Here is a 26,211-nt window from a genome sequence, read left to right on the forward strand (position 1 = left end):
GCGGGTGACCGACATCATGGGCGAGATCGCCGCGGCCAGCCAGGAGCAGACGCGCGGGATCGAGCAGGTGAACCAGGCCATCACCCAGATGGACCAGGTGACGCAGCAAAACGCCGCGCTGGTGGAAGAAGCTTCGGCCGCGGCGCAGTCGATGCGCGAGCAGGCCGGCGAACTGGTGCAGGCGGTGAGCCTGTTCAAGCTGGGCGGGCAGGCGCTCGCCGCGCGGCCGGCCCCGCAGCTGCCCGCGAGCCGGGGCCACGGCGCCGGCGCGAAGCCGACGGCCGGGGCCAGGGCGCAGCCGGCGCCGGCACCGCGGCCGGCGCCGCAGCTGGCCATGGCGGGCGAGACCTCGGGCGACTGGAGCGAGTTCTAGGCAACCCGCGCGGGCCGCACAACTTCGCGTCGTGCGCGCGCGAGCTTGCTCAGGGCCGGGCCGGCCCCGGCCCGAAGCTCCGGACCACGCCCTCGAGGGTGCCCAGGCGGGCCCGGAACACCGCATCGCGGCGCGGCTCGAGCTGCTTGCACATCTTCAGCAGCAGGCCCATCTCGGCCGAGAACTCCGTGCCGACGATCGTGTAGCCGGCCTTGAGCTTGGCAATGAGCACCGCGCTGTTGCCGGCACGGTGCTGCGACTCGACCCGCAGGCAGCCCAGCGCCCGCGCCTCGTCCTCGATCGCGGCCACCAGGCGCGTGTAGACGCCGCGCCGGCGGCGCTGCGGCTGCACGCCCGAATTGCCGACATGCAGGACGCCGCCGGGCAGCAGCCACGCGTGGCTCCAGCCGACCAGCAGCTCGCCCTCGAACGCGCCGACCCGCACCTGGTGCAGGCCGGCCCTGGCCGGCGCGGCAGCAGTCGCGCCGCCGAACCAGCGCTCGGCAACGGCCCGGCGATCAGGATCGTGCAGGATCGCGTCGACCAGCTCGGTGAACGCCGGCTCCTCGAACCGGTCGACGCTGCGGATCGTGATCTCTTGCGGTGTGCTCATGCGGCGCGAGCATAGCGCGCCGGTGCGCCGCCGCGGGCCACTGCGCGCCGATCCGGCGGCGGCGGCAGCAGCAGCGGCGGCGCCGGCCGGCTACCGCGCGGCCCCCTGGGCTTGATCGGCGCTCGCTGCCGGCCCGGTGGCGCTGATGCTCGGCTGCACGATGCCGTGCGGCGCGCGCTGGCGCCCGGCCAGGTACAGGCCGCAGGCGAGGCTGCGCATCGAATGATTCCGGATGATGTTCAGCTTCGGGTCGAAGTTGTAGCGAAACTCCCAGATGGCGGGATGCTCCGGGCTGGTCGTCAGGCGGCTCGTGAAGAGCCGGATGTAGGCGAGCACCTCCCCGTGCTCGTAGATGCGCTTGATCACCAGGCCGTGGGCGTTGTGCGAGCGCGGCGGGTCCGGTGCGGTCGACCATCCGGTCACGGGCGAGGGATCGAAAGCGTAGACCTCCGAAACATGCGGGCCCTTGCCGGTGGCCGGCTCCTGGTGGAAGGTGTACGCGAACTGCTGGGCCAGACCGCCACCCAGCGAGTGCCCCGTCGTGACGATGCGGATCGGTTCGCCGCCCGGGTGGCGCAGCGTCTCGTCCTGCGGGCTCATGGCGTAGCGCCCCGGCTGGCCCCGCAGCCGCTCGAAGAACTCGCGCGCGACCCGGCGCGCCGTCAACGTGTATTGGTCCTCGAAGTGGGGCAGGAAACGCAGCAGCCAGTGAAAGTTCGACTTCCAGTCCTGCTTTTCCTTGAAGTTGGTCCCTTCGAACACCACCGCGATCTCGCGCGGCGCGGTCTCGCGTTCGACCACCAGCAGGTAGAGCCCCCGCTCGCGCATGGCCTGCTCGAGCTGCGGGCTGGGGAAATCGTCCCATTGGCGCCAGGCGGGCGGCACCGGCGGGCGCTCGACCGGGCCGCAGCTCGCGGGCAGCTTCTCCTCGGTCGGCGTCAGCGTCCGGTCGGCATCCTCGGCGGCTCGCAAGCGGGCCTTTTCGTAGGCGAAGTCCGCGAGCGCGGCGTATTGCCACTGCGCGCTGGCATGCACATCGGCCTCGACCGGATCGTCGAAGACGCCGGCGCGCGGATTGCGCACCAGCACTTCATGCCGGTCCTGCGAAAAATGCGTGCATCCTGCGGCCGCTCCAGCGATGGCCACCACCAGCGCGAGGCGTTCCAGTGCGAGCATGCGAGTCTCCGTCCGTTGGTTTTTTGCGGCTTTATAGCTCAGCCGTTGGGACAGCACAAGCGCCGCCCGGCGCCAGCCGCGAGCCTCGCGCGCCGCGTGATCGGGCGCCTCGGATGGTGTCGGCTGTCGGCTGTCGGCCGAAGCTGCGCGGGCGACCGATCGGGAGGAGGGCGAGCTACAGTCCGGGACGGCGGGGTACCTCCAGGACTCCTGCGCTGGGTCATGGACGGGAGCCGACCCGCAGGAGATGCTGAAGCCGCGTGCGCCAGGGCGGTGGCGCCGCTGACACAGGAGCAAGCGATGGACGATGGTGTGTCGCGATCGGGATGGGCGGTGACCGTCCTGCTGCTGGCCGTGGCGCTGGCGTCGGCCTGCGGCGGGGGCGGTGAGCCGGCGTCGGCGCGCCCGGCGCGGCTGGAGGCCGCCGCTCCCGCCTCGCCGCTGGACGTGGACATGCTCCTGGACTGGGCCGAGGCGACCTACCCCGCGCTGTTTCCGCGGTCGGAAACCGGCTTCACCAGGGCCTCGCCCGGCTACGACTACTTCTACCGCGAATACGCTCCGACCGGCAATGCCCTCGCGGTGGCGCGCCAGAACGTGTACGTGCAGGGGCCGGCCGCCGGCAACACCCTGCGCCAGGTCGGCACGATCGCGGACTACGAGTGCGATGCCTTGCCCGAGGCGTGCTGGCCAGGCGCGACCATCGAGATCGCCCGGCGCCTGGACGGTTCCTGGGCATCCTCGGGAATGGCGCTGCCCAGCCGCGCCTACGTGATCCGCAATGCCCAGGACTGGACCGCGCTGTGGCAGCAATTGAATGGACCGACCTCGGCGCCGCCGGCCGTGGACTTCAGCGCCGAAGTGGTCGTGGGCGGCACCAACGGCTGGGGCGGCAGCTGCGGCGGCTTCGGCGCGCTGCGGGTGCTGCGCCAGGGCGGCGACCTGCGGCTGCTCTGGGGCAAATCCTGGAACCCGCCGATGATCGCGTGCACGGCGATCGTGGTGCCGCAGGTGGCGTTCGTCGCCGTCGCTCAGCCGGTCGACTCCGTGCAGTTCGTCCAGGTCAATGGCTGCTGGCGACCGCTGCCGGTCGCCGGCGCGGTGGACCCGCAACTGCTGCCGGACGCACCGGCCTACGTGATGGGCTACCAGCCGGGCGTGGAGGGGGTGGCCGAGACGGGGCGCTTGCAGGCCAGGTACGGGTTCGCCGCAACGGCCGTGAGCGCGACCGGGTTCGCGGCTGACCTGCCTGCCCCGGTGCTGGCGCAGCTGCGCTGCGAGCGCAGCCTGCGGTTCATCACGCACAACCGGCACCAGGCCGGATCGGCGCGCACCCGGTCCGGCGGCGGCACCGCATGACGGCCCCGGTGCAACCCTCGCTCACGACGGCGCGCCTGGTGCTCCGGCCGTTCGTGCGCGAAGACGCGCGCGAGGTCCAACGGCTGGCGGGCGACAGCCGCATTGCCGAAAGCACGCTCGTGCCGCACCCGTACCCCGATGGGCTCGCCGAGTCGTGGATCGACGGCCACGGACCCTCTTATCGGGCCGGCCGGGAAGTGGTGTATGCCGTGACGCAGCGCGAAGGCGGGCGGCTGGTCGGGGCCGTGAGCCTGTTGAGCGTGTCCGAAACCCACGCTCGCGCAGAGGTCGGCTTCTGGATCGGAACGGCCTACTGGGGCCGTGGCTATTGCACCGAGGCGGTTCGCGCGCTCATGGACTTCGCCGCCGCCTCACTCGGCATCACGAGGTTCGTGGGCCGTTGCGTCGCGTCGAACCTGGCGTCGGCCGCGGTGATGGCCAAGGCCGGGATGAGCCCTGAAGGTCGACTGCCGAAACACGAGTTCAGAGGGGGCCGGTATGTGGATCAACTCCTGTTCGGCTGTCTCTTGCCGGGCCGGGGCACTGAGCCTTGACCGACCCTGCCCGGCCCCACGATCGCTCGGAAGCGGTCGCTCGCGATCCGTGGCAGACTGCTTCGCAGCGCCGCCAGCCTGGACCACCGCCTGCCGGAGCGGGCCGGCGTTCAGCGCGCGATGGCGCGGACCTGATCACGCATTGGAGGTACGGAAGCGATGCACAAGAACACGATCTGTCTGTGGTACGACGGCACCGCGTTGGACGCCGCGCAGTTCTACGCCGCGACGTTTCCGGACAGCGCCGTGGGCGCCATCTACCGCGCGCCGGCCGACTATCCCGCCGGCAAGCAAGGCGATGTCCTGACGGTCGAGTTCACCGTCATCGGCATCCCTTGCCTCGGCCTGAACGGCGGCCCCGAATTCAGGCCCAGCGAGGCCTTCTCGTTCCAGGTCGCGACCGACGACCAGGCCGAAACGGATCGCCTGTGGAATGCCATTGTCGGCAACGGCGGCCAGGAAAGCGCATGCGGCTGGTGCAAGGACAGGTGGGGCCTGTCCTGGCAGATCACGCCGCGGGCCCTGACCCAGGCCATCGCCGATCCCGATCGCGCGGCGGCCAAGCGGGCCTTCGAGGCGATGATGCGGATGGGCAAGATCGACATCGCCGCCATCGAAGCGGCACGGCGGGGGTGAGGGACGTCGTCCTGGCCGGCGCCAGCGCCGGCTGAGGGCACCGTTGCAGCCTCGCAGCAAAGGTGCTTTGCGCTCACGCAAATTGCCTGCCCGCGTGACGGCTACAGTAGCCGGATGCAGCCGAGTGGAAGCGTCCGGTTCTTCGACGACCAGTTCCAGCGGCAGCTGCGCGAACAAGACCTGCATCTCAACCCCTTCGAGCAGCTGGCCTTGCCGTACCTGCGCGACAGCGTGCTCGACTACGGTTGTGGACTGGGCAATCTGGCGGTCGCCGCCGCGCGCCGTGGCTGCAGCGTGCACGCCCTCGACGCGAGCCCGACGGCCATCGGGCACCTGCGCGGCGTCGCCCGGGCCGATGGGCTGGCGATCCGCGCCGAGCAGGCAGACCTGCGGACCCACGCCATCGGGGAAGAGTACGACGCCGTCGTCTGCATCGGACTGCTGATGTTCTTCGAGTGCGCGCTCGCGCACGCGCAGCTGCAGAGCCTGATGGCCCACGTGCGGCCCTCGGGCATCGCCGTTGTCAACGTGCTGGTCGAGGGCACGACCTACCTCGGGATGTTCGATCCGCAGGGTTACTGCCTCTTCGGGCGGGATGAACTCAAGGCCGTCTTTGCCGGGTGGGAACTGCTGCACTTCGAGCAGCAGGACTTCCCGGCGCCCAACGGAGCCGTCAAGTGCTTCGCCACCGTCGTCGCCCGCAAGCCCGGCAGTTCAGCGGGGTGATCGGGGCGCTGCGCGAACGGTTCGCTGCCGCGGCGCCGCTGTGTCAGGCGCGCGGGATCTCCTCCAGCCACATCTTCATGCGCTCGCCGACCAGCGGACCGGTGGCGCCGTGGCCGACGACGACGTCCTCCAGGTTGATGATGGCCTTGGTCTGCTGGCGAGCCCACTGGTCGCTGCTGGTCATCGCATTCAGCTTGTCCGGTTCGCCGCGAATGATGAAGAACCCGTTCAAGCCGCTTCCACGCGGCTCGAGGAACACGGCCTCGAACGATTCGACGGTGCCGGCGCGCTGCTGCACCGTGAGGAACTCGACGAAGGTCTGGAACAGCTGGCCGCTGGTGGCTTCGCGGCCCGGGATCGGTCGATTCCATCCGAACAGGATGCAGTTGCTGCGCATACGTTTCTCCTTGAGTCATCCGCGGAGCGCGGAAATGGTGGAGTCGGCATGCTGCCAAGCGGCGGGCGCCCCCGCCATCGATCATTCGGGTGATCGACGCTGCCGCGTCTTTCTGCCAAGAAATGGCGATTGAAAGCGCACCTTTTCGCGCGCTCCGGGGGCCATTTCGACCTTCAACGTGGAGGCTGCCATGAACGCATCGTCTGAAATTTCGGTGAAGTCGATCATCGGCGTGTTGGTCCGCCGCTGGTCTTCTCTCCGCACGGTCGGCATCGCACCGATCGTGCTTGCGTTCGGCCTCGCGCCGGCGATCGGGCATGGAAGCACGATCCCCCCGCCGGTGATCGCCATCACGACGTTCGACGCCGCGATGGCGCCACTCGTTGCAGCGCCGGTCTTCTCCTGGAAGACGACGATCGGCCGGCCGCTGCAGGTCGTCGCCACCGTCTCTCGCAGCGACCTGTCGCCAATCGATGTGTATCTCGGCGTGTTGCTGCCCGGCGGAAGCGTCGTCTCGTGGATCCCCGGGCCCGCGAATGCGCCGGTGTTGGTGGGAGGCTGGTCCCCGGCTGGGCGGGGCATCACCGCCGCGACGCTCTCCGGCGCATCGCTGCTGGGGAGTGATCCGCAGCACCTCTTCACCTGGGGCCATCCGCCCGGACTCCATTCCGTCTTCGTGGTGCTGGTGCGTTCCGGAGCGAACCCCACTGATCCGGCGCAGTGGTTTGGGGCAAGCATGTCGCCCCTCGTCATCTCCAACTGAGGGCCCAGGCGCAGCTCAGGGCAGTTGCCGCTGCGCCTTGAGGTTCGCGAGCTGGCCGCAGACGGCCGCGGCGGTCTCGCGCGCTTCCCGAACCGACCTGCGGCCGGCGGCGGTGAGCGCCACCACACGCCGGGCCGCATCGTCGGTCCGGCGCGAGAGCAGCCCGAGTTTCTCCAGCGGCCGCACGCGCATCAGCAAGTGCGAGCGGAGCACCCCCAGCCGCGCGGCCAGGGCCGCCTCCGCCATCGCGCCGGCCGCCTCGTCCAGCGACTGAAGCAGCACGAAGTCGGCCCAGGACAGGCCGTGGTGCGTGCCCAGCTCGTCATCGAGCCGGAACGAGGCCGCCGCGCGCGCATGTTCACGCTCCAGGCAGGCAGCAAGGGCGGCCTGGCTCATCGCACACCGCCGTCGGCCAGCTCCTCGCGGTACAACTGCTCCAGCACCCGCAGTTCCTCCGCGTAATCGAAGGCGGGGTCGCTGCGTTGCTGCACGAGCTCCAGCACCTCGAACGAGAAGCGCGCGGGGTCGTGCCGCCACGCGGCCTGCAGCTCCTTGTCCGGGTGCGTGCCCAGGCGCAGCTCGAACTGGATGCGCGTCAGGCGCGCGTGGACATCACGGCTGGAACCCACGCGAACAAGCCCGGCGGCGCGCTCGCGGACGGCGTAGACCCCCATTGGCGGGAAGGCATCGCGCGCCTGGCGCGCGCGCCTGCGCCGCTGCGCGCTGTCCGGCTGGTGGCTGGCTGCGTTCATTCCGGACTCCTGATGGTGGCTTCATGGCCGGGATCCGCGAGCCGAAGCAGGTACTCGCGGATGTCGGCCGGCCAGCGCTCGGTGTGCCGGCGAAACGCGTCGAGGTCGGCCGCGAACAGGGCGCGCGCCGCCTCCTCGAAACCGGCCCGGTCGCCGGCCATCGCGACCATGACCTTGTAGCTGCGCTCCTGGGCGCGCCGCATGCGGTCTCGCGCCGACCCCGTCCGTCGCGCTTCCTGCACCAGCCTGCGCAGCACGACCGAGGCCCCGCCCGGTTGCGACCCGAGCCATTCCCACTGCTCGGGAAGCAGCGTGACCTCGCGCGCCACGACGCCAAGGCGCGGGCGGCCGCGGCCGCGCGGAGGCGCCGACCGGCTCTCCGGCGCGGGCCGGTACCTCGCGCGCACCTGCTCCTCGCCGCCGCGCAGATCGAGCTCCGCGGGGCTGCCCGTCAGGTCACTGAAGACAAGCAGGGGGCCGGAGCCATCGCCCGCCCGCGCGGCGGCCGCGGCGACATCCTCCAGCGCCCCCGAGGCAAGACGGCGCTGCCCTGCGAAGGCGGTGTAGCTGTGGTCGGTGGATTCCATGCCATGAATATTACCCGGGTCAAAATCAGTCGTCAATATGACCCGGGTAAAAAACGGGGCGGACTTGCCATGTCCGCTGCCGCCGCGAGCTCGCGGCGGCGGAACGGCGGGCGCCGTCACCCGTTCGCTCGCGCCCTCAGCGCCAGCAGGATCTGCCGGAACACGTCGGGCGCGGCGCGCAACGGGCGTCCACGGCGCCGGATGATCCCGATGGTGCGGCTCACGGTCGGCCCCTCCAGCGGGACGCTCACGAGGCGCGCGCGCGGCGGCATCGCCAGCCGCGGCACGACGCCGACGCCCAGCCCTGCCTCGACCAGGCTCACCAGGGCGGGCACGTGGCGGACCTCGCAGAACCACTCCGGCTTGTGCTCGACGTGCGCGAGTGCCTGGTCGAGCAGGAAGCGGTTGCCGCTGCCGAGCGCGAGCGAGACGTAGTCGTGGTGCGCGAGCTCGGCCCAGGTGATCCTGCGCCGCCTGGCGAGCGCGTGGTCCAGCGGACAGGCCAGCACGAACGGGTCGTCCAGGAGCGGCTCGAACTCGATGTCGGGTTCCTGGGTCCCGATGTAGGTGAGCCCGAGGTCCGCCTCGCTGTTGGCGACCGCGAGCAGGATGTCGGCCGACGATTCGTCGATCAGGCGCACGCGGATGCGCGGATGCAGCCGGTGGAATTCGCGGATCACGGACGGCAGGAAGTAGCCGACCGCCGACGGCACGCAGGCGACCGTCACTTCGCCGGAGATGCGTTCGGCGAAGTCGCTGATCCCCAGCAACGCGTTCTCCAGCTCGTGCATCACGGCCCGCGCCTTGTGCACGAAGGTGCGGCCGATCGTGGTCAGTTCCACGCGGCGCGTGGTGCGCACGAACAGGTCCACGCCGAGCGCTTCCTCCAGCTTGTCGACCCGGCGCGACACCGCCGATTGGGAAAGGTGCAGGCTCTCGGCCGCGGCGCGGAAGGAACCGAGGTCCGCGACGGCGAGGAAGCCGCGCAGATCGGCGAGGTCGAAATTCATGTGTGGCGCGCAAGGATCGTTCGGATCTTTGCACTTTACCGGCGAATGCCCCGCTGCCAAGATCGGCGCTTCGCCCTGCAGCCGGCGATGCAGAACAAAGGCAACGCAGACCATGCCCCGCAGCACTCCTTCCCCGATTTCCCTTCCCCGCCGCCGCGCCCTGCGCGCGCTGCTCGGCGCCGCTGGCGCGGCCGGCCTGGTCGCCGGCGCGCAGGCGCAGCCCGCGCCCTGGCAGCCCGAGCGGCCCATCCGGCTGGTCGTGCCCTACGGTCCCGGCGGCAGTTCGGACGTGATCGCGCGCCTGCTGGCCGGCGAGATGGCGAAGACGCTGGGCCAGTCGGTGATCGTCGACAACAAGGGCGGCGCCTCCGGCACCATCGCGATGCAGGAAGCCGCCCGCGCCGCGCCGGACGGGTACACCATCGTGCTCGGCCACGTGGGCACGCTGGCCGTCAACCCGGCGATGCTGGACAAGCTGCCGTACGCCGACAAGGATTTCGAGCCGATCGGCCTGCTGGCCAAGGTGCCGATGGTGTTCGCCACCGGTGCGAAGGTGCCGGCGAAGAGCTTCGCCGAATTCCTCGCGCTGGCCAAGGCGCAGCCGGGCAAGCTGTCCTACGGTTCGGCCGGCAACGGCAGCGCCGGCCACCTCGCCTTCGAGATGCTCAAGGTGGCGACCGGCATCGACGTCGTCCACGTGCCGTACAAGGGGACCGGCGCGCAGCTCAATGACCTGCTGGCCGGCACCATCGACGCGGCCTCGGCCGGGCCGCCCGGCTTCATGCAGCACGTCAAGACCGGCCGCATCCGGATCATCGCGAGCGGCTCGGCGCAGCGGCTGGCCGCGCTGCCCGAGGTGCCGACCGTCGCGGAGCAGGGCTACCCCGGGTTCGACAGCTCGCAGTGGTTCGGCCTGCTCGCGCCGGCGAAAACCCCGCCGGCGGTGATCGCGCGCCTCCACGACGCCGCCGAGAAGGCGCTGCAGGTGCCTTCGGTGCAGGAGCGGCTGAAAGCCGACGCCAGCGTCGCGGCGCCGCTGAACGGCGCGCAGTTCGCGGCCTTCATCAAGGCCGAACGCGAGCGCTGGGGCGATGTCGTGCGCAAGGCCAAGCTGAAGGTGGACTGACCATGAACGCCAGACTCGACACCGTGCCGCCGATGTCCGAAGCCGACCTGCTGGCGCTCGGCGCCCGCGCCTTCCAGGGGCTCGGACTGCGCGCCGGCGACGCCCGACAGGTGGCGCGCATCCTCATGCTGGCCGACCTCTTCGGCCTCGCCACCCATGGCCTGAGCCGCATCGAATCCTACGGCGAGCGGCTGACGGTCGGCGGCATCGCCGCCAGGCCGGACATCACGGTCGAGAAGGTCGCGCCGGCGCTGGTGAAGGTCGACGGCGCCAACGGCGTCGGCCCGCTGGTGGGCATGCATGCGCTGCAAGCCGCGATGGAGGCGGCGCGCCAGTGCGGCATCGGCCTCGCGCTGGCGCGCGGCAGCAACCACTTCGGCCCGATCTCGCCGTATTCGCTGATCGCGGCCGAGGAGGGCTTCGCCAGCATCATCGGCAGCAACGCCACCACCACCATCGCGCCGTGGGGCGGCAGCGACGCGCGGCTGGGCAACAGCCCGATCGGCTTCGGCGTGCCGCATCCGGGCGGCGATCCGTTCCTGCTGGACATGGCGATGAGCGTGGTCGCCCGCGCCAAGATCCGCAACGCCTTCAAGCGCGGCGAGTCGATCCCGGACACCTGGGCCACCGACCGCGCCGGCCGGCCCACGACCGACGCGGGAGCCGCGCTCGACGGCTTCTTGCTGCCGATCGGCGGCCACAAGGGCTACGGGCTGGCGCTGATGGTGGACCTGTTCGCGGGCCTGCTGTCCGACGCCGCCTACCTGACGCACGTGAAGTCATGGTCCGACGCGCCCGAGCAGCCGCAGAACCTGGGCCACTTCTTCATCCTGATCGACACCCGCCGCCTCGGCTCGAGCGACTGGCTGGAGGCGCGCATGCGCGACTTCGCGGCGATCCTGCACGACAGCCCGGCCGCCGATGCGGCGCGGCCGGTGATCGTGCCCGGCGAGATCGAACTGGCCAAAATGCGCCGCCAGCGCAGCGAGGGGATCACGCTGGATGCCACCACCTACCGCCTGCTGCAGCAATACGCTGGGCGCGCCTGAAGCCATGCAACCCACCGACGCCATCCGCGCCGCGTTCACGCCGACGGGCGTGCTGCGCGCCGCCATCAACCTCGGCAACCCGATCCTGGCGGGGCGCGATGCCGCCGGCGCGCCGGCCGGCGTCTCGGTCGATCTGGCCGGCGAACTCGCGGCGCGGCTCGGCGCCCGGCTGGAACTGGTCGTCTTCGACGCGGCCGGCCAGTCCGTCGCGGCGGTCACGCAGGAGCAGGCCGACGTCGGCTTCTTCGCGATCGATCCGCTGCGCGGCGCCGGCCTGGCCTTCACCCGCCCCTACATCCTGATCGAAGGCGCCTACCTCGTGCGCGAGGCCTCGCCGGTGTGGGACAACGCGCAGGTCGATGCCGCGGGCACGACGGTGATGGTCGGCAAGGGCAGCGCCTACGACCTGTACCTCACGCGCGAGCTCAAGCGCGCCACCATCGTGCGCGCCGCCACCTCGCCCACCGTGGTCGCCGAGTTCGTGGCGCAGGGCGCGGACGTCGCCGCCGGCGTGCGCCAGCAGCTCGAAGCCGACGCGGCCCGCCATCCCGGCCTGCGCCTGCTGCCCGGCCGCTTCATGGTGATCGAGCAGGCGATGGGCACGCCGCGCGGCCGCAGCCCCGACGCCACGGCGTTCCTGGCGAGCTTCGTCGAGGACATGAAGCGAAGCGGTTTCGTCGCGGAGGCGATGAAGCGGCATCGCATCGAGGGCGCGCTGGTCGCGCCCGTGGCACCGGTCTGAAGGAGACAGCATGAACGTGCAACGACTGCTCGCCCAGCTCGCGCTTTCGATCGGCGCGGTGGCCGCGCTTCCCGCCGCGAGCGCGGCGGACTATCCCAACCGGACGATCAGGATCGTCGTTCCGTTCGCGCCCGGCGGCGGCTCCGACGTGGTCACCCGGCTCATGGCGGACAAGATGGCGGCCGATCTGGGCGCCGCGGTGATCGTGGACAACAAGCCTGGCGCGTCCAGCATCATCGGGACCGACGCGGTCGCGCGGGCCGCGCCGGACGGCTACACGATCCTGATGACCAACAGCGCGATCACCAGCAACCCCTGGCTGTTCAAGCTGCCGTTCGACACCGCCGCGCTGGTGCCGGTCACGATGATCGCCTCGGCGCCGCAGCTGCTGGTGGCACATCCCTCGGCGCCGTTCAAGACGCTGAAGGAACTGCTCGCGTATGCGAAGGCCAATCCGGAGAAGGCGACCGTGGGCACCGCCGGCGCGGGCCAGCTCTCGCACCTGGCCGCCGAACAGCTCCAGCGCATGAGCGGCACCCGGCTGACGGTGGTCCACTACAAGGGCAGCGGCAACTCGCAGGGCGACCTGATGGCCGGACAGATCCAGATGTCGTTCGGCACCGCGCCGGGCTTCATCCAGCACATCAAGAACGGCAAGCTGGTTCCGCTGGCGGTCTCGGGCGCCGAGCGCATCGACGCCCTGCCCGACGTGCCGACCGTGGCCGAATCGCTGCCCGGCTACGACCTGGTCAACTGGTTCGGCATCTTCGCGCCGCCCGGCACGCCGGCGCCGATCGTCGAGCGCCTGTACCAATCCGTCAGCCGCGCGCTGGCCAATCCGGAGGTGTCGGCGCGCCTGGTCAAGGACGGCTTCAAGGTGCGCAGCATGTCGCCGGCGCAGTTCGACAGGACGGTGCGCGACGAGATGGCCTCCTGGCAGAAGTTCGTCAAGGACAACAAGCTCAAGATCGATTGATGACCGACTCAGCCAAGCGCGTGTCGCCGGACCGGCTGCGGGAGTTCGTCGCGGCGGTGTACCGCAGCGCCGGGGTGCCGGCGGCCGACGCCGCGTTCGCGGCCGACACCCTGGTGCAGGCCGACCTGTGGGGCCACCAATCGCACGGCGTGCTGCGGGTGGGCTGGTACTACGCGCGGCTGCGCTCGGGCGCGATGCGCCCGGTGACCGGCCCGCGCACGGTCGTCGATGCCGGCGCGATCGCCGTGATCGACGGCGAGGATGGCGTCGGCCAGCTGGTGGCGAAGCACGCCGTCGAGGAGGCGGTGCGGCGCGCCCGGCTGCACGGCGTGGGCGTGGTGTCGGTGCGCAACTCCAACCACTTCGGCGCCTGCATGTACTACACCGGCATCGGGGCGAAGGCCGGCTGCATCACGCTGCTCGCCACCAACGGCGGCCCCAACATGGCCCCCTGGGGCGGCATGAAGAAGATGATCGGCACCAATCCGTGGTCGATCGCCGCGCCGGCGGGGCGCCATCCGACGATGATCATGGACGTGGCGGTGTCCGGTGTCGCCCGCGGCAAGATCTTCCTCGCGCAGCAGCGGCGCGAGCCGATCCCGGACACGTGGGCCATCGACCGCGACGGCTTTCCCACCACCGATCCGCGTGCCGCGCTGGAGGGCTTCATCCTGCCGATGGCCGGCCACAAAGGGTACGCCATCGGCGTGATCGTCGACCTGCTCTCGGGTGTGCTTTCCGGCAGCTCGTTTCTCGACGACGTGCACGGCCCCTACGATCCGGTCAACCGCAGCGGCGCGGGCCACTTCTTCGCCGCCTTCGACGTGGAGAAGTTCCAGCCGCGCGCGCAGTTCGACGCGCGCATGGAGGAGTACATCGCGCGGCTGAAGGCGGTGCCGGTCGCGCCGGGCCACGAGGAGGTGTTCTACCCGGGCGAGATCGAGGCGCGCAACGACGCCAGGCACAGGCGCGAGGGCCTGCTGCTGCCGGAGGACACGCTGGCCGACCTGCGGCGGGTCGCGGGCGAGGCCGGCCTGGCGGGCTTCCGGCTGCACGACTGAGGAGGCATCATGGGACAGCTTCGCATTCCGGCCGTGTACATGCGCGGCGGCACCAGCAAGGGCGTGTTCTTCCACGGGCGCGACCTGCCGCAGGACCCGGCCGCGCGCGACCGGCTGCTGTTGCGCGTGACCGGCAGCCCGGATCCGTACGGCAAGCAGATCGACGGCATGGGCGGCGCGACCTCCAGCACCAGCAAGGTGGTGGTGATCTCGCCGTCGCAGCGTGCCGATTGCGACGTCGATTACCTGTTCGGCGCCGTCGCGATCGACAAGCCGGTGCTGGACTGGTCCGGCAACTGCGGCAACCTCACCTCGGCGGTCGGGCCGTTCGCCATCAGCGAAGGGCTGGTCGATGCACCGCGCGAGGGCCTGGCGACCGTGCGCATCTGGCAGGCCAACATCGGCAAGCGCATCGTCGCGCACGTGCCGATGCGCGGCGGCGAAGTGCTGGAGGAGGGCAGCTTCGAGCTCGACGGCGTCACCTTTCCGGCCGCGGAGATCGCCCTGGAGTTCCTCGCGCCGGGCGGCGGGGACGACGGCGAGAGCGGTCCCATGTTCCCCACCGGCCGCCGCATCGACCGCCTGGACGTGGCGGGTGGCACCGTCGAGGCAACGCTGATCAACGCCGGCAATCCGACGATCTTCATCGATGCCGCGACGCTGGGGCTGTCCGGCACCGAGCTGCAGGCCCGGGTCAACGGCGATGCCGCACTGCTGCAGCGCGCCGAAGCGATCCGCGCCGCCGGCGCGGTGGCGATGGGGCTCGCCGCGACGGCGCAGGAGGCGTCCGCGTTGCGCCTGCACACGCCGAAGCTGGCTTTCGTCGCCGACCCGGCGCCGTACAGCGCGTCCTCCGGCAAGGCGATCGCGGCCGCCGACATCGACCTGCTGGCGCGCATCTTCTCGATGGGCCCGCTGCACCACGCGATGACCGGCACCGGCGCGGTGGCGCTCGCCGTGGCCGCGGCGATCCCGCAGACGCTGGTCAGCCGCCGCTTCCCGGGCGGCCCGCGCAACCGGCTCCGGTTCGGCCATCCGTCGGGCACGCTGGCGGTCGGCGCCGAAGCGGTGCAGGTGGGCGGCGAATGGAGCGTGACCAAGGCCGTGATGAGCCGCAGCGCGCGCCGGCTGATGGAGGGGTTCGTGCGAGTGCCCGCTTCGCAGGTGTAGCTGCGTCGCAGCCGAATCACAGAGGAGAATCGCTCCTTTCAGGAGAAAACGTGCCTCTGAGATCCCGTTTTGCCGCGCTGCGCGCCGCCGCGCTGGCGCTGTCCCGCCGGCCGGCTTTCCAAGAGGGCGCGCGCGAGGGCATGCCGATGGCGATCGGCATCGCCGCCTGGGGACTGGTCGCCGGCGTCGCGATGGCAAAAAGCGGGATGGGCGTGGCACTGGCCATCTTCATGTCGGTGCTCGTGTACGCCGGCTCCGCGCAGATCGCGGCATTGCCGCTGATCGCCGCCGGCGCGCCAATGTGGGTGGTCTGGGCCACCACGCTCTGCGTCAGCCTGCGCTTCGTGGCCTTCAGCTTTCATTACCGCCCGTACTTCGCGCACCTGCCGCGGAGGCGGCGCATCGCGCTCAGCTTCCTGATGGGCGACACCAACTTCGCGCTGTTCATTCGCCGCTTTCCCCAGTTCGCGCCGGGGGACAGGCACGAGGACTACTTCCTCGGATGCGCCGTCGTGACGTTCGGGGTCTGGCAGCTGGCCATCATCACCGGCATCGTCGCCGGGCACGGAATCCCCGCGTCGTGGGGCCTCGGTTTCGCCGGCACCATGGCGCTGCTGGCGCTGACCTGCACCCAGTTGCGCAGTCCGTCCACCTGGGTGGCGGCCGTGGTTGCCGCGTGCGCCGCGGTTGCGGCCTACGCCCTTCCCATGAAGCTGAATATCGTGGTCGCCATCGCGGCGGCCGTCGCGTTCGGCGTGCTGGCCGACCGTGCGCGTCCCGCGCCTGCAAAGGTGGACAAGTGAGCCCGCTGGAAATCTTCCTCACTTCGCTCGGCATGGCCTTGATCACCCTGCTTTGCCGCGCCTTCTTCATGCTGCCGGACCAGGACCTGCCGATGCCGCAGTGGCTGCGCGAGGGGCTGCGCTACGCGCCCATCGCCGCCCTGGCCGCGGTCGTGGCGCCGGAACTGGTCCTGACCCAGGGCCACCTGATCGACACCTGGCGGGATCCGCGCATCTTCGGGGCCCTGGCCGGCCTGGCGTTCTATGCGTGGAAACAGAGCCTGTTCGGCACGATCGTGTGCGGCACCGGGGTGATGTTGGCGCTGCGGTTCGGCGCCGGCTGGTAGGTCAGCCGGCATGCCCGCCGGCTGGGACCGCCATCACCGGTTGGTGTACAGCTCGACCACGCCCAGCCCTGCAAGGTCGCCATTGCGCACGCTCAGCAGATACGGTTGCCCGCCGATGCGCGCCGGCATCAGGCCGCGCACATCCGCCGGCAGTTCGGCACGGGTCAGTTCGCGATAGCGGCCCGCGACCGTGAACACGTAGGCCACCGGGTCGTCGGGGTTCGGCGCGAAGTTGGCGTGCTGCAGCACCAGATCGTCCAGGCCGTCGCCGTTGATGTCGGCCACATGGACGAAGGCAGGCCAGCTCGCGCCCGTTTTCTGTGCGGGGAGCAGGGCCTCGGTCTGGTCCTCGAACAGGCCCAGGCCGCGGTTGGCGACGATCTGCAGCTTGAAGTTCTGGTAGTCGGCCGTTTCCAGCAGCACCAGGTGCTGGCGCCCGCCGAGTCGCAGGGCCTTGATGTCCAGCACCGTCGTGCGCGGGCCGAACAGGCCGGGTGGCAGCGCGCCGCGCGGCGTGCCGCGGAAACTGCCGCCGCGGTTCAGGTACACATGGCCCGCGCGCTCCGCGACGTCGTCCGACTCGGGCATGGTGCCGGTGACCAGGTCCGGCGCACCGTCGCCGTCGACGTCGGCGAACAGCACCGCCGTGTACTGCGTGGTGTTGTCCAGCATCGCGGCCGGCAGCAGGTCGGCACGCGGGGTGAAGCTGCCATGGCCGTCGTTGACCAGCAGGTACGAGGCCAGGTGGAGGTCGGCCACCAGGATGTCCGCGTCGCCGTCGCCGTCCACGTCCGCTGCCGCTGCGCTGTGCGTGAACGCGGCGGCAGCGGGCAGGGTCGCGGAACGGTCGCTGAACCCGGTGGCCGTGCCGAGGAACAAGGCGTTGCGTTCGCCGCTGCCCGCCATCGGGTTGCTCTGGTAGTCACAGCCGTGATTGGCGCTGAAGATGTCTTCCAGGCCGTCGCCGTCGAAATCCGCGGCGACGATTTCGCGCGCGTGCGTCGCCGGCGTCGCCTGTGCGAGTCGCTGAGAGGCGTCGAAGACCCCCTGCGGGGTGAGCCGTATCGCCCGGAAGGGAAGGGTCTCGCAGCGGTCGCTGCCGACGCCGTTGAGCACCAGCAGCGACTCGTCCCCGCGATTGGCGATGGCGCTGGCCAGGATGCCGCCGTCGATCGGGAACGTGGTGGTGCTCACCCGGCGCCACGTGCCTGCACCGCAGGCCTCGGGCGCGGCCTTGCAGCCGAAGTCGGCGGTGGTGCCGACGACCTGCAGCGCGCCGCCGCTCACCGGTCCGTAGAGCGCCACCTGGCCGCTGTCGGAGATCCCGACGTAGTTGCCGGTGGCACCGTAGTGACGATAGGTGAACGGATCGGCCGTGCCTGCGCTCCCGGTTCCCACCGGGAAGTACTGCGGAAAGGCCCATTCGGCCCAGTCCATCAGGGCGGCAATCTCGGCCGGCGCCAGCGAGGCCGTCGCCCTGAGGGCCGCCATGGGATGCGCGCCGGATGCCGACTCGGCTCCGCCGCCGCACCCGGCCAGCAGGGATGCGGCCGCGAGCCACGAGGCAGCCGCGGCCATTGTCCTGTTCAGGTACTGCACGTTCAGGTCTCTCTCCTTGCTGCCGAGCTTATCCGGTGGCTTGTCGGGCGAAGGTGCGCGCGTCGCAGGAGCGTGTGGTCGCTCTCGCGGAGTGCTTTGTCGGCCAGGTCCGCTGGTTCATACTGTTCGTTCATGACCAAGGTGCCGCCGCCCGCAGCTGCGCGCACCCGCGGCGATCTGCGCCGTCCCGGTCCCTGACCAATCAAGGAGACGACATGCGATTCATGGTGATGGTGAAAGCGACGAAGGACAGTGAAGCGGGCGTGATGCCCACGCAGGCCGAGTTCGCCACCATGGGCGCCTTCAACGAGGAACTGGTCCGCGCCGGCGTGATGGAGGCAGGCGAGGGCCTGCACCCGAGCTCGCGTGGCGTCCGGGTCGCATTCTCGGGCGAGGACCGGCGTGTCATCGATGGGCCATTCTCCGAGACCAACGAACTGGTGGCCGGCTTCTGGATCTGGAACTGCGCTTCGCTGGAGGAGGCGATCGAATGGGTGAAGAAGTGCCCCAACCCGATGCGCACCGATTCCGAGATCGAGATCCGGCAGATCTACTCGGCGGAGGATTTCGGCGCCGCCCTGACGCCCGAGCTGCGCGAGCAGGAGGAGCGGTTGCGCAAGCAAGTGCAGTCGCGCGCCGGTTGATCGCACGGCGGGCGCCCGCCGGCCATGTGGGGGCCGCCTCAATCCCTGGAATCTTCGGCTGAGCGACTGGCGGCTGCTCGGCCGCGAGGCACCTTCCGTGGGCGAACTTGTCGATGAGCACGTTGGCGAGCGGCATCGCGTCGCCCGGCCGCGAGAGACGGTGGCGAACGAAGAGCCGACGGTGCAGAATGCGCGCTCCGCTTCGGAGCCGACAGCTCCCTCGACCTGTCACGCGCAAGGAGGCAAAGCATGGAGCAGCACGCGATTGCAGAGCACTGGGCCAAGGGCGACGTCTACGCGTTGGTCATCTCCGCGCTGGAGAAGGCAGGAAAACCCCTCGACGGCCTCACCGTCGATGACCTGGCGCCAGTGGATCACTTTCATGCGCGGGGCTTTCCCGCGACCGTGGATCTCGCGGACCGGCTCCCCATCGAACCTGGCGATCACGTTCTGGATATCGGCTGCGGAATCGGTGGTCCGGCCCGCTATATCGCAACGCGATTTCGCTGCCGTGTGACCGGCATCGACATCACGCCGACATTCGTCGATGCTGGCCGAAAGCTCACCGCCTTGCTGTCACTGCAGGACCAGGTCACCATCGAGCAGGGTGACGGCCAGCATCTGCCCTATGCCGACGCCAGTTTCGATGGTGCGTACGCGCAGCATGTGACCATGAACGTTCCGGACCGCAGCCAATTCTTTGCAGAAGCCGCGCGGGTCCTGAAGCCCGGCGCCTGGTTTGCGCTGACGGAACATGGGCTCGGGCCCACCGGCGCGCCGCATTACCCCCTGCCTTGGTCGGAAGACGGCAGCGGTGCCCATTTGGTGCCGCCAGCCGAGACGCGCGCGTTGCTCGACCAAGCAGGCTTCACGGAAATTGCCGTAGAGGACACGGGCGAGAAATACCTTGCCGCGTACAGGAAGGTTCTGGCGCTCGCGGAGGCAGGCGCCCTTCCGCCGCTGGGTGTCCACATTCTTCTGGGGGCGAACGCCCGGGAGAAGACGCGCAATGCGGCGCTGAACATCGAGGAAGGCCGTACGCATCCGGTACAGGTGATCTGCCGAAAGCGCGCCGCGACAGAAGCTCAAATACGCAAGGGCTCGGCAAGGATCTCACCAGACACCGGGACGAGTGACCGGGCTCCTGAGCGGCGTCAGCGGGTTTCATTGGTTCGCGCAGACAGCGCGTGGTCCAAGAACCGGCCATGAGGGAACTGGCGGGTGGGCGCGGCCCGGCCTTCGGGCCCGTCACCTTGCGCGCGGAGCTGTCCCTACAGCAGCGTGCGCCAGGTGCGGCCGTCGTCCGTCGAGCGCCGCCAGGTGTAGCCCTCCTGGCGCGAGCCGACCATGGTCAGCAGTCCACCAGCGGCGTCCCGCCGCATGAATACTGCAGTGCCGTCTGCCGGCGCGGCATCCAACCGGCGCCAACCGGCACCTGCGTCGGTGGTGAACCATTCCGCCACGTTATTCGTGAACATGCCGCTGTCCCCCATGGTGACCCACCCCAGCCCATCGAGCGGGCGACCGTTCCAGACGCGCGGCACTTCCGGCGCAGCCACCGCAGTCCAGTGGCGGCCGCCATCGTTACTGTGAAGCAAGCCTCTGGTCCCCGAGTCAGCTGCGTAGCTGATGGCCCAGCCGCGGCCAGCTTCGTCCAGCGCTCTCAGTTCGATGCTCGGCTGCGCATCGGCCGCAAGCCCATCGACCTGCATCTGCAGTGCGGTCCAGGTGAGAAAACCGTCCTGACTCAATGCGATGGTGGCCGGGCTGCCGGCGCCGCCGGGCGACGTCTGTACCCAGATGCCCTGCTCGCCGAACGTACCGCAGGCCACACCAGACAAGGGGACCTGCCGATACGATCGCCCAAAGTCGTCGGACACCCAGAGCACTACTGCGTCCCCTGAGACCGGCCACTTCAGGTCGAACAGCAAGCCCGAGCGCGTGAATTGAAGCGCCCACGGAATCTGCGAATACGGTGGGCGCGTTGTCAGCCAATCGAGCCCACCGTTGGTGGTGATCTTGAGGTGGTCCACGCCTCCCCACCGTACATTCCCCGTGACGCGCAACGCCACGCGATTGGCATCGGGCGCGAATGCCACCCGCGCGGTATCGACCGGGGCGCCGTAACCCTGCCGCATCGGCTGCCAGCTCGACCCACCATCGACGGTGCGCAGCACAGCCTCGTCATCCGAACTGACGATGACGAGCTGCCGGTTGACTGGGAGAACGCTGGTCAGGTTGGCGGTCGAATCGACGGGGAGTCTGCGCCACGTCTGTCCACCGTTGTCGGTTCGTGCCACCAGGCCCTGCTTGCCGACACCATAAGCTGTCTGGACGTCGACAAACTGCAAGTCGAAGAACGTCGTGCCTGGAGCCAGCAGGCCAGAGTCGCCGCTGCCGCCAGGGCTTCCTGCGGGACCTCCGCCCTCTGCAACCCCGCCGCCGCCTCCGCCGCAACCGGTGAGCGCAGCGACGGCGAAGAGGAATTCACGGCGATGCCACTTTGCCGGCGCCGGCACGCGTTGATCACTGATCATCTGGGAATTGAAGCATAAGTGATGAAGCAGGGGCAAGCTTTGGCAAGTGGCAGAGGGCAGGGAGCCACCGACGCGCACCGCACTGGCAGTGGGGAGCGATCATGAAGAGGATCGCCGGCCGATTGCGCGCTTCAGTTCGTGCCCACGACCACCAACCGCGTCGTTTGTACGGTCGCCCGGCACAACGGCGGCGGCCGGCAGTCTTCAGAAACGAGCGGCTCAGGAGGAGCGCGCCAGGTTGGTCTTGCGACCCGAGCCGCCGAGAGGGCCGGAGGGGAGTTTCCGTCTCGAGGCGATCTTCTTGCTTCCGCCGTGGAGCTTGTTGGCAGCGGCCCATGCGCGCGTCTCGGCCTCAGGGCGGGCCACTCCTTTTTGCTCGTGGGCTTTCTCGGCAGCGCGCGCCTGACGCTTTTGCTTGTCGGTGTCGGCGGACTTGTCCCTTCGCGACATGTCGGGCTCCTGGAGATGACTTTTCGGCATCATGGCGGCACAGGCCGAGCTCGGGGCGTCGGACGGAACGCTCTTTGGAGGAAGGCAGTGTCTCGCGCAAGCAGGTGGTCCCTACGGACGCGGTGGTCTTCAAGGCTAACGAGTAGAACGGTTGCTCTTGCGCTCCCACTACTTCGCCGCGGGCACGAACACATTCAGGATCGCTGGGACGCCCGCAGCCGAGGTGGCCGCCCACCCGAACTCACGGCTCCAGTCGGCCAGCACATCAGGAGTGATCTGAACGGAGACGTAGCTGTAGGCAGTGGGAGAACTGGCCTGGACGAACATCTGGGCTCCCTGTCGCGCCTGAAACGTCCTGACGAGACTGCCGCGGAACGAGACCCTCTCGTTGAAGTCGACGCGAGCCTGTCCTGTCGTCCCGTCGATGAGCCGGTACTGCAGGTCGACGGGAACGGTGACGTCCCGGGGCACCGGCGGTGTCACGTACAACTCCGCGTTCAACACGAACGACACCGTCTGCAGCGGCGCGGATGGGTCCGGTGCCGGCCGGCAGCATCGCAGGTTGGCGTTCTGCGAACTGGAGTAGCCCTGATCGTGCCGAATGGCCGCAGACTGGGCCAGCGCGCCGTCTTCCAGCGAGAGCCGCGCAGTGGCCGCGAGGCCTGCGGAACTCTCCGGCCGCAACTCGATGACGGACACGAGTTTGTCGCCGTCCGCCGCGCGAAGGGTCAAGCTGTTGCCCTGCCCGCCGTCGTTGCAGCCGATGCTGCTCTCAGCGTATGCAGCAGGCTCGGTGCGCAAGAGTGCACAACCCATCAGACCGTCCGGTCCGCTTGCCGTGAACGTGGCAACCCGGTCCCCGTAGTCCGAAGCGGCCGCGAAGGTCTGGTCATAGGCGACGCACACGCCCGTGTTGCGGGTAAACGAATAACCTGCCGTGGCCGTGACCGTCACGCGTGCCGGCTCACCTGTGCATTGCAGACCCGGCCACTTTGCCGTGTATGAGTTCGAGATCTCGAAAACATAGTTGGGACGTCCCTGAGCGTCAACGTAGGTCGGGGCGGTGAGCGTGCGGGACTCCTCCTGCGCGAACGCCAGTTGCACTTGACTCACAGCGCGCGTGCCGAAGGAGGTTTGGCCGGTGAGCGGCCGCACCGTTAGATAACGCGCCGCAGCGGTATTGCCTGGCAGGGTTCCAGACGGTTGGTAGTTCACCTCGAAGCGAATCACTCCCGACGGCGGCGGCGAGGGCTCCGGAGACGGGCTGGACGAGCCGCCGCCGCAGCCCGCGAGGATCGATGTGATACCAGCCGCAAACGCAATGGCGATGTGGCGTGAGAGCGCTATGAGAGCCATCCGGCATCTTTCGATGAATAGGCAAGGCTCACATTCTGACCCGATGCGCCATGGAAGTGCACGAAGAACTTGGTCCAGTAGACGTGCTTTGCTCCGTGCGATAGCTGTAGTGCAGGTAGCGCAGGCGCTTGGGCAACTGCGCTCGAAGGCGCGTGGCCTTCAGCGGCGGGCATGTGCCGGGTGCGCGGTATTTCGTGGACAGCAGCACGGCTGTTCATCTATCCAGCATGCCGAGAAGGCACGCACTGGACAAGCCTGGCGGAGTGGCGAGGCGCTGGCGAGGAACGGGACCGCTGATGCTATTTCGCATCACGCGGGTTTCGTCGAACGGTGCACAGGTGCGGAAGGCTGGTCGTTGGCGCAGCATTGGCTTATAAATCAATGACTTGCAGGATCGGATGGAGTTGAAGCAGTGAGCGCAAAGCCGTGTTATTCCGCATCCTGCGGCTTACAACAAAGTTAGCCATGAAATTCCGCGCAGCTTTCGTTTGTGCTCTCGCCCTCCTTTGTGGCTGTGCGACAGACACCACGCGGTATGTCGTCGGCGAGTCTGGTACCAGTCAGACCCGAGCAGATGCAGAGAAGACGCACAGGATGAGCCTACCTGTCAGAGATGGCGTGGGCTTGGACTCCCCGCTTAGGGCAGTTTCGACCTCTTTTCCCGAGTACCCGCCAAGTCTACGCAACTACAACCTTGTAGGTTCTGTGCGTGTTCGCTTCTTCGTCGAGGCAGACGGCACCGTGAGCAATCCGAGCATCGTGGGTTCACCGCCGCCTGCCTTGGCTGCACTCTCTCTGCATGCAATCATGCTGTGGCGTTTCGAACCTCCGATTCGGGGTGGCAAGCCTGTGCGAGTGCCAGTGGAACAGGAATTTGCATTTTCGCTGCAATGAGAGCTAACAAGTCCTTCGACACGGAGCCACGAGTGCGTTCCCGCCTGGGCGCTCGCCTCTCCTGCGCCGGTCAAGTCCAACGTTAGAGAGCACTGTGGGACGATGATGAGACCCCCGCATCTTGAGTGGCCCCTGTATAAGTGGGTGCAGTGGATGCTCCACCTTGGCGGCGGATTCACGCTGTTTGTTGCCTTCTTATTGGTTGTCCTTCTGCAGCAATTTGAAGCCTTTGCGAAGGTGATCGTTCCGATCCTGGCCACCTACATTGCGGTCGCCGCCCTCATGTACAACCGGGGCCGAGCTCTTCGCAAGGGACCGAGCAAGGTGCGCTCGTTGTATGCAGCCGAGCGCGCGGTTCAAGCAGCGCTCTTCACGGTAGTCGGAGCGGCTATTGGCGCGGTGATCTTTGGCTGGGCGTATTGGTTCGGACTCAGCGTGCAGAAAGATGGGGGAGCGAAGAACGCTTGGGTGCTGATCTACTCGCTGCCACTTCTGTACATCATGGCTGGCTACACCAGCTTTCTTCTCGGTCTTCGCGTCATTGCGAAGGAGTTTCTGCGTCCGCTCAGTGCGAAAGAGGCCGCTCGGAGGCTGCGCGGTGCTCCCTAACTTGTCGCTCGACTCGGACACGTTGCGGCAAGGGGCCCCACAGCGCCGCTGGAAATCCTGCACCGTGCGGCCCCTTGCCGCAACGTGCCGGTCACCTTTACGTTAGCCCTCATGATTTCCATCCGTGAGCTTTCCGGCGCTGACGCAGAGGTCTTCGCTGATCTTCGAAAGTCAGTAGTCGCAGACTGCCCAGTGCAGATGGGCCTCTCTCTTGAAGAGGAGTTGCAACGCTCACTCGAGGAATTCCGGGAACAGCTCTCGGCTCCTGCGCCTAGTGTGGTCTTCGGCGCCTTCGACGGCGAGTCGCTTGTGGCGACGGCGGGTATCTCCAAGCCGACTACGCGACCTTCGGGCGCCCACAAAGCAGTCCTGTGGGGTGTGTTTACCGCGCCCACCTACCGCCGCCGATCACTCGCGCGCAGACTGTCGGAGCTCGCGATTGAACGTGCGTTTTCGTCGTGGGCGGAACGCGTTTACCTGTACGTCTTTCTGCCGAACGAGTCCGCCATCCGCTTGTACGAGTCGCTCGGTTTCACTGCAACCGGACGTGAGCCAGGAGTACTGCAACTCGGGGGTGTCTACTACGATATCCAGTCAATGAGCCGAGGACGGAGCGCATGAGCGCTAACAGGTCGTTCGACACGCACACGCACCGGCATTGCGCCGCAAGGCGTGCTGGTGAGCGTACGCCCCGCGGCTCAATGCCACTGCGTGCCGGTCAACTCCAACGTTAGGAGTCTTTATGCTGATCCTCCGCACCCTTCTCGTTGCTCTAAGTCTGCTGACGTCGAACGCCTTTGCGCAGGACACCAACCTTCTGCCGAAGTACGGTGCGCAACCGAAGAATGAGGCGGAGAAGGCCGCCGATAAAAAATTCCTTGCGAGCATTGACAGCTACTACAAGGGCGACCGAAAGAAGGCGGCCGAGGACGCCGCTGCCCGTGGTTGGCAGTTTCTCCGGCAAGGCAATGCGCCGGATGCGATGAGACGCTTCAACCAAGCGTGGCTGCTCGATAGCTCAAACGGCAGCGCTCTTTGGGGCATGGCTGCATTTGAAGCTGGGGCGGGAAAGCTAAACGAGTCATTAGCGCTCTTCGCTGAGGCAGACCGCATTGTTGGTGGCGACATAGATTTCGCAGCCGACTATGCCAAAGCGCTCGGCATCGCCGGTGCTCAAACAAGAAGTCAATCCATGTTGAACAACGCATTCTTCCGTTTCGCGCGCGTTCACGAAAAGGCTCCGCAACACACGCCGAACCTTCAAAACTGGGCCATTACGTTGTTCTACGTTGGCAACTTCGCCGAGGCATGGAAGAAAGTTAAGCTGGCTGAGGCAACACCGCGCGGCGCTGAGCTTGACCCAAGGTTTGTCGCTGCCCTGCAAAGCAAGATGCCTCGGCCATGACGGAAAAGACTCCTAACCCTGCGTTCGAGGCGACCTGCGCGAAAAGCCGCGCAGGCGCCTCAACTCCACGTTATGCCTCATTTAGGAGATCGCCATGGAAGTGACGCTATATGACGGCACGGGCCACCCGGTAGCCTATATTGCTGACGACCAAGAGCACTCGATATACCTGTGGAGCGGTCATGCCGTGGCCTATCTGAACGGGGAGCATGTGTACGGCTGGAACGGCCAGCATCTAGGATGGTTTGCAGATGGGGTGGTGTACGACGTCCGAGGACAGCGTGTCGGATCGATCGCAGCGAAGTGCCCTTACTCCGTGTATTCGGCTCCATCAAAGTATTCGAAGTACAGCAAGTACTCAAAATACAGCAGGTACAGCCCGTATAGCAGGCCGGGTTTCAGTAGCGGGTACAGCAGTCAGTCACTTGAGGATTTCCTCAAGGGTGGTGCTGTTGGCAATGTATGAGGCATAACAGGTCCTTCGACACGGACGCACAAGCGTGTCCGCTCCCTTCGGT

31 protein-coding genes and 1 pseudogene are annotated in these 26,211 nt (G+C 68.4%); 21 read left to right on the forward strand and 11 right to left on the reverse strand.

Annotated elements, in window-relative coordinates; all coding sequences use genetic code 11:
- Window positions 1–373 (forward strand): annotated as a pseudogene (locus VNT59_RS16405) (hypothetical protein); the annotation flags it as partial.
- 49 nt (window positions 374–422) lie between these two features.
- On the opposite strand, the gene VNT59_RS16410 reads toward VNT59_RS16405, so the two are convergent.
- Together VNT59_RS16410 and VNT59_RS16415 are read right to left on the reverse strand one after the other, a co-directional pair.
- Window positions 423–986, reverse strand: a complete 564-nt coding sequence (locus VNT59_RS16410) for a GNAT family N-acetyltransferase (RefSeq protein WP_325500030.1) — start codon at window positions 984–986, stop codon at window positions 423–425.
- A gap of 90 nt (window positions 987–1,076) precedes the next feature.
- Window positions 1,077–2,162 (reverse strand): lipase family protein, encoded by a 1,086-nt coding sequence (locus tag VNT59_RS16415; RefSeq protein WP_325500032.1) that lies wholly within the window; start codon window positions 2,160–2,162, stop codon window positions 1,077–1,079.
- Between the two features lie 300 nt (window positions 2,163–2,462).
- On the opposite strand from VNT59_RS16415, the gene VNT59_RS16420 reads away from it, so the two are divergent.
- The 4 genes from VNT59_RS16420 to VNT59_RS16435 all read left to right on the forward strand — a co-directional run bounded on the left by VNT59_RS16420 (window position 2,463) and on the right by VNT59_RS16435 (window position 5,437).
- Window positions 2,463–3,521: a hypothetical protein gene (locus VNT59_RS16420; RefSeq protein WP_325500034.1), complete on the forward strand. Its 1,059-nt coding sequence runs from the start codon at window positions 2,463–2,465 to the stop codon at window positions 3,519–3,521.
- Window positions 3,518–4,075, forward strand: coding sequence for a GNAT family N-acetyltransferase (locus VNT59_RS16425; protein ID WP_325500036.1), 558 nt, complete (start codon window positions 3,518–3,520; stop codon window positions 4,073–4,075). Before VNT59_RS16420 ends, VNT59_RS16425 begins: the two co-directional genes overlap by 4 nt.
- A gap of 159 nt (window positions 4,076–4,234) precedes the next feature.
- The gene (locus VNT59_RS16430; protein ID WP_325500038.1) at window positions 4,235–4,711 is read left to right on the forward strand and encodes a VOC family protein; all 477 of its coding nucleotides are present in this window, start codon (window positions 4,235–4,237) and stop codon (window positions 4,709–4,711) included.
- A gap of 114 nt (window positions 4,712–4,825) precedes the next feature.
- The gene (locus tag VNT59_RS16435) at window positions 4,826–5,437 is read left to right on the forward strand and encodes a class I SAM-dependent methyltransferase (RefSeq protein WP_325500040.1); all 612 of its coding nucleotides are present in this window, start codon (window positions 4,826–4,828) and stop codon (window positions 5,435–5,437) included.
- A gap of 43 nt (window positions 5,438–5,480) precedes the next feature.
- Here the strand turns inward: VNT59_RS16435 and VNT59_RS16440 are convergent, their stop codons facing one another.
- Window positions 5,481–5,834, reverse strand: a complete 354-nt coding sequence (locus VNT59_RS16440; protein ID WP_325500042.1) for a hypothetical protein — start codon at window positions 5,832–5,834, stop codon at window positions 5,481–5,483.
- 190 nt (window positions 5,835–6,024) lie between these two features.
- Between VNT59_RS16440 and VNT59_RS16445 the strand changes: the two genes are divergently transcribed.
- Entirely contained in the window at window positions 6,025–6,597 is a 573-nt protein-coding gene (locus VNT59_RS16445; RefSeq protein ID WP_325500043.1) for a hypothetical protein, read from the forward strand.
- 15 nt (window positions 6,598–6,612) lie between these two features.
- Here the strand turns inward: VNT59_RS16445 and VNT59_RS16450 are convergent, their stop codons facing one another.
- From VNT59_RS16450 to VNT59_RS16465, 4 genes are all read right to left on the reverse strand, one after another.
- Window positions 6,613–6,993, reverse strand: coding sequence for a MarR family transcriptional regulator (locus VNT59_RS16450; RefSeq protein ID WP_325500045.1), 381 nt, complete (start codon window positions 6,991–6,993; stop codon window positions 6,613–6,615).
- Window positions 6,990–7,349, reverse strand: a complete 360-nt coding sequence (locus VNT59_RS16455) for a GIY-YIG nuclease family protein (RefSeq protein ID WP_325500047.1) — start codon at window positions 7,347–7,349, stop codon at window positions 6,990–6,992. Before VNT59_RS16455 ends, VNT59_RS16450 begins: the two co-directional genes overlap by 4 nt.
- Window positions 7,346–7,936 carry a DUF2239 family protein gene (locus VNT59_RS16460; protein ID WP_325500049.1) on the reverse strand — a complete coding sequence of 197 codons (591 nt, stop codon included), beginning with the start codon at window positions 7,934–7,936 and terminating at the stop codon, window positions 7,346–7,348. Before VNT59_RS16460 ends, VNT59_RS16455 begins: the two co-directional genes overlap by 4 nt.
- Before the next feature lie 116 nt (window positions 7,937–8,052).
- Entirely contained in the window at window positions 8,053–8,946 is an 894-nt protein-coding gene (locus tag VNT59_RS16465; protein ID WP_325500051.1) for a LysR family transcriptional regulator, read from the reverse strand.
- 112 nt (window positions 8,947–9,058) lie between these two features.
- Here VNT59_RS16465 and VNT59_RS16470 point away from each other — a divergent pair, with 112 nt between their 5' ends.
- From VNT59_RS16470 to VNT59_RS16505, 8 genes are all read left to right on the forward strand, one after another.
- Window positions 9,059–10,072 (forward strand): tripartite tricarboxylate transporter substrate binding protein, encoded by a 1,014-nt coding sequence (locus tag VNT59_RS16470; protein ID WP_325500053.1) that lies wholly within the window; start codon window positions 9,059–9,061, stop codon window positions 10,070–10,072.
- Between the two features lie 2 nt (window positions 10,073–10,074).
- Entirely contained in the window at window positions 10,075–11,121 is a 1,047-nt protein-coding gene (locus VNT59_RS16475) for an Ldh family oxidoreductase (protein ID WP_325500055.1), read from the forward strand.
- Window positions 11,122–11,125: 4 nt separating this feature from the next.
- Window positions 11,126–11,863, forward strand: coding sequence for an ABC transporter substrate-binding protein (locus VNT59_RS16480; protein WP_325500057.1), 738 nt, complete (start codon window positions 11,126–11,128; stop codon window positions 11,861–11,863).
- Window positions 11,864–11,873: 10 nt separating this feature from the next.
- Complete coding sequence (locus tag VNT59_RS16485) at window positions 11,874–12,839, forward strand: tripartite tricarboxylate transporter substrate binding protein (RefSeq protein ID WP_325500059.1); 966 nt, start codon at window positions 11,874–11,876, stop codon at window positions 12,837–12,839.
- Window positions 12,839–13,900 (forward strand): Ldh family oxidoreductase, encoded by a 1,062-nt coding sequence (locus tag VNT59_RS16490; protein ID WP_325500060.1) that lies wholly within the window; start codon window positions 12,839–12,841, stop codon window positions 13,898–13,900. Before VNT59_RS16485 ends, VNT59_RS16490 begins: the two co-directional genes overlap by 1 nt.
- Before the next feature lie 9 nt (window positions 13,901–13,909).
- The gene (prpF, locus tag VNT59_RS16495; protein ID WP_325500063.1) at window positions 13,910–15,070 is read left to right on the forward strand and encodes a 2-methylaconitate cis-trans isomerase PrpF; all 1,161 of its coding nucleotides are present in this window, start codon (window positions 13,910–13,912) and stop codon (window positions 15,068–15,070) included.
- Between the two features lie 146 nt (window positions 15,071–15,216).
- Window positions 15,217–15,873: an AzlC family ABC transporter permease gene (locus tag VNT59_RS16500; protein ID WP_325500065.1), complete on the forward strand. Its 657-nt coding sequence runs from the start codon at window positions 15,217–15,219 to the stop codon at window positions 15,871–15,873.
- Complete coding sequence (locus tag VNT59_RS16505) at window positions 15,870–16,199, forward strand: AzlD domain-containing protein (protein WP_325500067.1); 330 nt, start codon at window positions 15,870–15,872, stop codon at window positions 16,197–16,199. Before VNT59_RS16500 ends, VNT59_RS16505 begins: the two co-directional genes overlap by 4 nt.
- A gap of 33 nt (window positions 16,200–16,232) precedes the next feature.
- On the opposite strand, the gene VNT59_RS16510 is transcribed toward VNT59_RS16505, so the two are convergent.
- Window positions 16,233–17,690, reverse strand: a complete 1,458-nt coding sequence (locus tag VNT59_RS16510) for an FG-GAP repeat domain-containing protein (RefSeq protein ID WP_325500069.1) — start codon at window positions 17,688–17,690, stop codon at window positions 16,233–16,235.
- A gap of 323 nt (window positions 17,691–18,013) precedes the next feature.
- Between VNT59_RS16510 and VNT59_RS16515 the strand changes: the two genes are divergently transcribed.
- Both VNT59_RS16515 and VNT59_RS16520 read left to right on the forward strand, forming a co-directional pair.
- Entirely contained in the window at window positions 18,014–18,442 is a 429-nt protein-coding gene (locus VNT59_RS16515) for a YciI family protein (RefSeq protein WP_325500071.1), read from the forward strand.
- A 249-nt stretch (window positions 18,443–18,691) separates the two neighbouring features.
- The gene (locus VNT59_RS16520) at window positions 18,692–19,651 is read left to right on the forward strand and encodes a class I SAM-dependent methyltransferase (RefSeq protein WP_325500073.1); all 960 of its coding nucleotides are present in this window, start codon (window positions 18,692–18,694) and stop codon (window positions 19,649–19,651) included.
- Between the two features lie 62 nt (window positions 19,652–19,713).
- On the opposite strand, the gene VNT59_RS16525 is transcribed toward VNT59_RS16520, so the two are convergent.
- The 3 genes from VNT59_RS16525 to VNT59_RS16535 form a co-directional block, all read right to left on the reverse strand.
- Window positions 19,714–20,979, reverse strand: a complete 1,266-nt coding sequence (locus VNT59_RS16525) for a hypothetical protein (RefSeq protein WP_325500075.1) — start codon at window positions 20,977–20,979, stop codon at window positions 19,714–19,716.
- A gap of 219 nt (window positions 20,980–21,198) precedes the next feature.
- Complete coding sequence (locus VNT59_RS16530) at window positions 21,199–21,429, reverse strand: hypothetical protein (RefSeq protein ID WP_325500077.1); 231 nt, start codon at window positions 21,427–21,429, stop codon at window positions 21,199–21,201.
- Between the two features lie 168 nt (window positions 21,430–21,597).
- Window positions 21,598–22,785: a hypothetical protein gene (locus tag VNT59_RS16535; protein WP_325500078.1), complete on the reverse strand. Its 1,188-nt coding sequence runs from the start codon at window positions 22,783–22,785 to the stop codon at window positions 21,598–21,600.
- A 594-nt stretch (window positions 22,786–23,379) separates the two neighbouring features.
- On the opposite strand from VNT59_RS16535, the gene VNT59_RS21905 reads away from it, so the two are divergent.
- From VNT59_RS21905 to VNT59_RS16555, 5 genes are all read left to right on the forward strand, one after another.
- A complete protein-coding gene (locus VNT59_RS21905; protein WP_414708407.1) occupies window positions 23,380–23,679 on the forward strand; it encodes an energy transducer TonB in 300 nt (99 codons plus the stop codon).
- 144 nt (window positions 23,680–23,823) lie between these two features.
- Complete coding sequence (locus VNT59_RS16540) at window positions 23,824–24,288, forward strand: hypothetical protein (RefSeq protein WP_325500080.1); 465 nt, start codon at window positions 23,824–23,826, stop codon at window positions 24,286–24,288.
- Between the two features lie 111 nt (window positions 24,289–24,399).
- Window positions 24,400–24,909: a GNAT family N-acetyltransferase gene (locus VNT59_RS16545; RefSeq protein ID WP_325500082.1), complete on the forward strand. Its 510-nt coding sequence runs from the start codon at window positions 24,400–24,402 to the stop codon at window positions 24,907–24,909.
- A gap of 121 nt (window positions 24,910–25,030) precedes the next feature.
- On the forward strand, window positions 25,031–25,693 hold the full coding sequence (locus VNT59_RS16550) for a hypothetical protein (protein WP_325500084.1): 663 nt from the start codon (window positions 25,031–25,033) through the stop codon (window positions 25,691–25,693).
- 94 nt (window positions 25,694–25,787) lie between these two features.
- Window positions 25,788–26,159 carry a 4-fold beta flower protein gene (locus VNT59_RS16555; protein WP_325500086.1) on the forward strand — a complete coding sequence of 124 codons (372 nt, stop codon included), beginning with the start codon at window positions 25,788–25,790 and terminating at the stop codon, window positions 26,157–26,159.
- The last annotated feature ends 52 nt before the right edge of the window (window positions 26,160–26,211 follow it).

This window comes from Ramlibacter sp., assembly GCF_035554825.1.
Classification (GTDB): domain Bacteria; phylum Pseudomonadota; class Gammaproteobacteria; order Burkholderiales; family Burkholderiaceae_C; genus Ramlibacter.

Excerpts from the sequence above, each read along its gene's own strand:
- VNT59_RS16535 (WP_325500078.1), bottom strand. The coding sequence starts at position 22,785 with ATGGCTCTCATAGCGCTCTCACGCCACATCGCCATTGCGTTTGCGGCT.
- VNT59_RS16525 (WP_325500075.1), bottom strand. The coding sequence starts at position 20,979 with ATGATCAGTGATCAACGCGTGCCGGCGCCGGCAAAGTGGCATCGCCGT.
- VNT59_RS16460 (WP_325500049.1), bottom strand. The coding sequence starts at position 7,936 with ATGGAATCCACCGACCACAGCTACACCGCCTTCGCAGGGCAGCGCCGT.
- VNT59_RS16425 (WP_325500036.1), top strand. The coding sequence starts at position 3,518 with ATGACGGCCCCGGTGCAACCCTCGCTCACGACGGCGCGCCTGGTGCTC.
- VNT59_RS16475 (WP_325500055.1), top strand. The coding sequence starts at position 10,075 with ATGAACGCCAGACTCGACACCGTGCCGCCGATGTCCGAAGCCGACCTG.
- VNT59_RS16435 (WP_325500040.1), top strand. The coding sequence starts at position 4,826 with ATGCAGCCGAGTGGAAGCGTCCGGTTCTTCGACGACCAGTTCCAGCGG.
- VNT59_RS16470 (WP_325500053.1), top strand. The coding sequence starts at position 9,059 with ATGCCCCGCAGCACTCCTTCCCCGATTTCCCTTCCCCGCCGCCGCGCC.
- VNT59_RS16430 (WP_325500038.1), top strand. The coding sequence starts at position 4,235 with ATGCACAAGAACACGATCTGTCTGTGGTACGACGGCACCGCGTTGGAC.
- VNT59_RS16555 (WP_325500086.1), top strand. The coding sequence starts at position 25,788 with ATGGAAGTGACGCTATATGACGGCACGGGCCACCCGGTAGCCTATATT.
- VNT59_RS16545 (WP_325500082.1), top strand. The coding sequence starts at position 24,400 with ATGATTTCCATCCGTGAGCTTTCCGGCGCTGACGCAGAGGTCTTCGCT.
- VNT59_RS16490 (WP_325500060.1), top strand. The coding sequence starts at position 12,839 with ATGACCGACTCAGCCAAGCGCGTGTCGCCGGACCGGCTGCGGGAGTTC.
- VNT59_RS16550 (WP_325500084.1), top strand. The coding sequence starts at position 25,031 with ATGCTGATCCTCCGCACCCTTCTCGTTGCTCTAAGTCTGCTGACGTCG.
- VNT59_RS16455 (WP_325500047.1), bottom strand. The coding sequence starts at position 7,349 with ATGAACGCAGCCAGCCACCAGCCGGACAGCGCGCAGCGGCGCAGGCGC.
- VNT59_RS21905 (WP_414708407.1), top strand. The coding sequence starts at position 23,380 with ATGAGCCTACCTGTCAGAGATGGCGTGGGCTTGGACTCCCCGCTTAGG.
- prpF (WP_325500063.1), top strand. The coding sequence starts at position 13,910 with ATGGGACAGCTTCGCATTCCGGCCGTGTACATGCGCGGCGGCACCAGC.
- VNT59_RS16510 (WP_325500069.1), bottom strand. The coding sequence starts at position 17,690 with ATGGCGGCCCTCAGGGCGACGGCCTCGCTGGCGCCGGCCGAGATTGCC.
- VNT59_RS16440 (WP_325500042.1), bottom strand. The coding sequence starts at position 5,834 with ATGCGCAGCAACTGCATCCTGTTCGGATGGAATCGACCGATCCCGGGC.
- VNT59_RS16410 (WP_325500030.1), bottom strand. The coding sequence starts at position 986 with ATGAGCACACCGCAAGAGATCACGATCCGCAGCGTCGACCGGTTCGAG.
- VNT59_RS16520 (WP_325500073.1), top strand. The coding sequence starts at position 18,692 with ATGGAGCAGCACGCGATTGCAGAGCACTGGGCCAAGGGCGACGTCTAC.
- VNT59_RS16450 (WP_325500045.1), bottom strand. The coding sequence starts at position 6,993 with ATGAGCCAGGCCGCCCTTGCTGCCTGCCTGGAGCGTGAACATGCGCGC.
- VNT59_RS16465 (WP_325500051.1), bottom strand. The coding sequence starts at position 8,946 with ATGAATTTCGACCTCGCCGATCTGCGCGGCTTCCTCGCCGTCGCGGAC.
- VNT59_RS16445 (WP_325500043.1), top strand. The coding sequence starts at position 6,025 with ATGAACGCATCGTCTGAAATTTCGGTGAAGTCGATCATCGGCGTGTTG.
- VNT59_RS16480 (WP_325500057.1), top strand. The coding sequence starts at position 11,126 with ATGCAACCCACCGACGCCATCCGCGCCGCGTTCACGCCGACGGGCGTG.
- VNT59_RS16515 (WP_325500071.1), top strand. The coding sequence starts at position 18,014 with ATGCGATTCATGGTGATGGTGAAAGCGACGAAGGACAGTGAAGCGGGC.
- VNT59_RS16420 (WP_325500034.1), top strand. The coding sequence starts at position 2,463 with ATGGACGATGGTGTGTCGCGATCGGGATGGGCGGTGACCGTCCTGCTG.
- VNT59_RS16485 (WP_325500059.1), top strand. The coding sequence starts at position 11,874 with ATGAACGTGCAACGACTGCTCGCCCAGCTCGCGCTTTCGATCGGCGCG.
- VNT59_RS16500 (WP_325500065.1), top strand. The coding sequence starts at position 15,217 with ATGGCGATCGGCATCGCCGCCTGGGGACTGGTCGCCGGCGTCGCGATG.
- VNT59_RS16415 (WP_325500032.1), bottom strand. The coding sequence starts at position 2,162 with ATGCTCGCACTGGAACGCCTCGCGCTGGTGGTGGCCATCGCTGGAGCG.
- VNT59_RS16530 (WP_325500077.1), bottom strand. The coding sequence starts at position 21,429 with ATGTCGCGAAGGGACAAGTCCGCCGACACCGACAAGCAAAAGCGTCAG.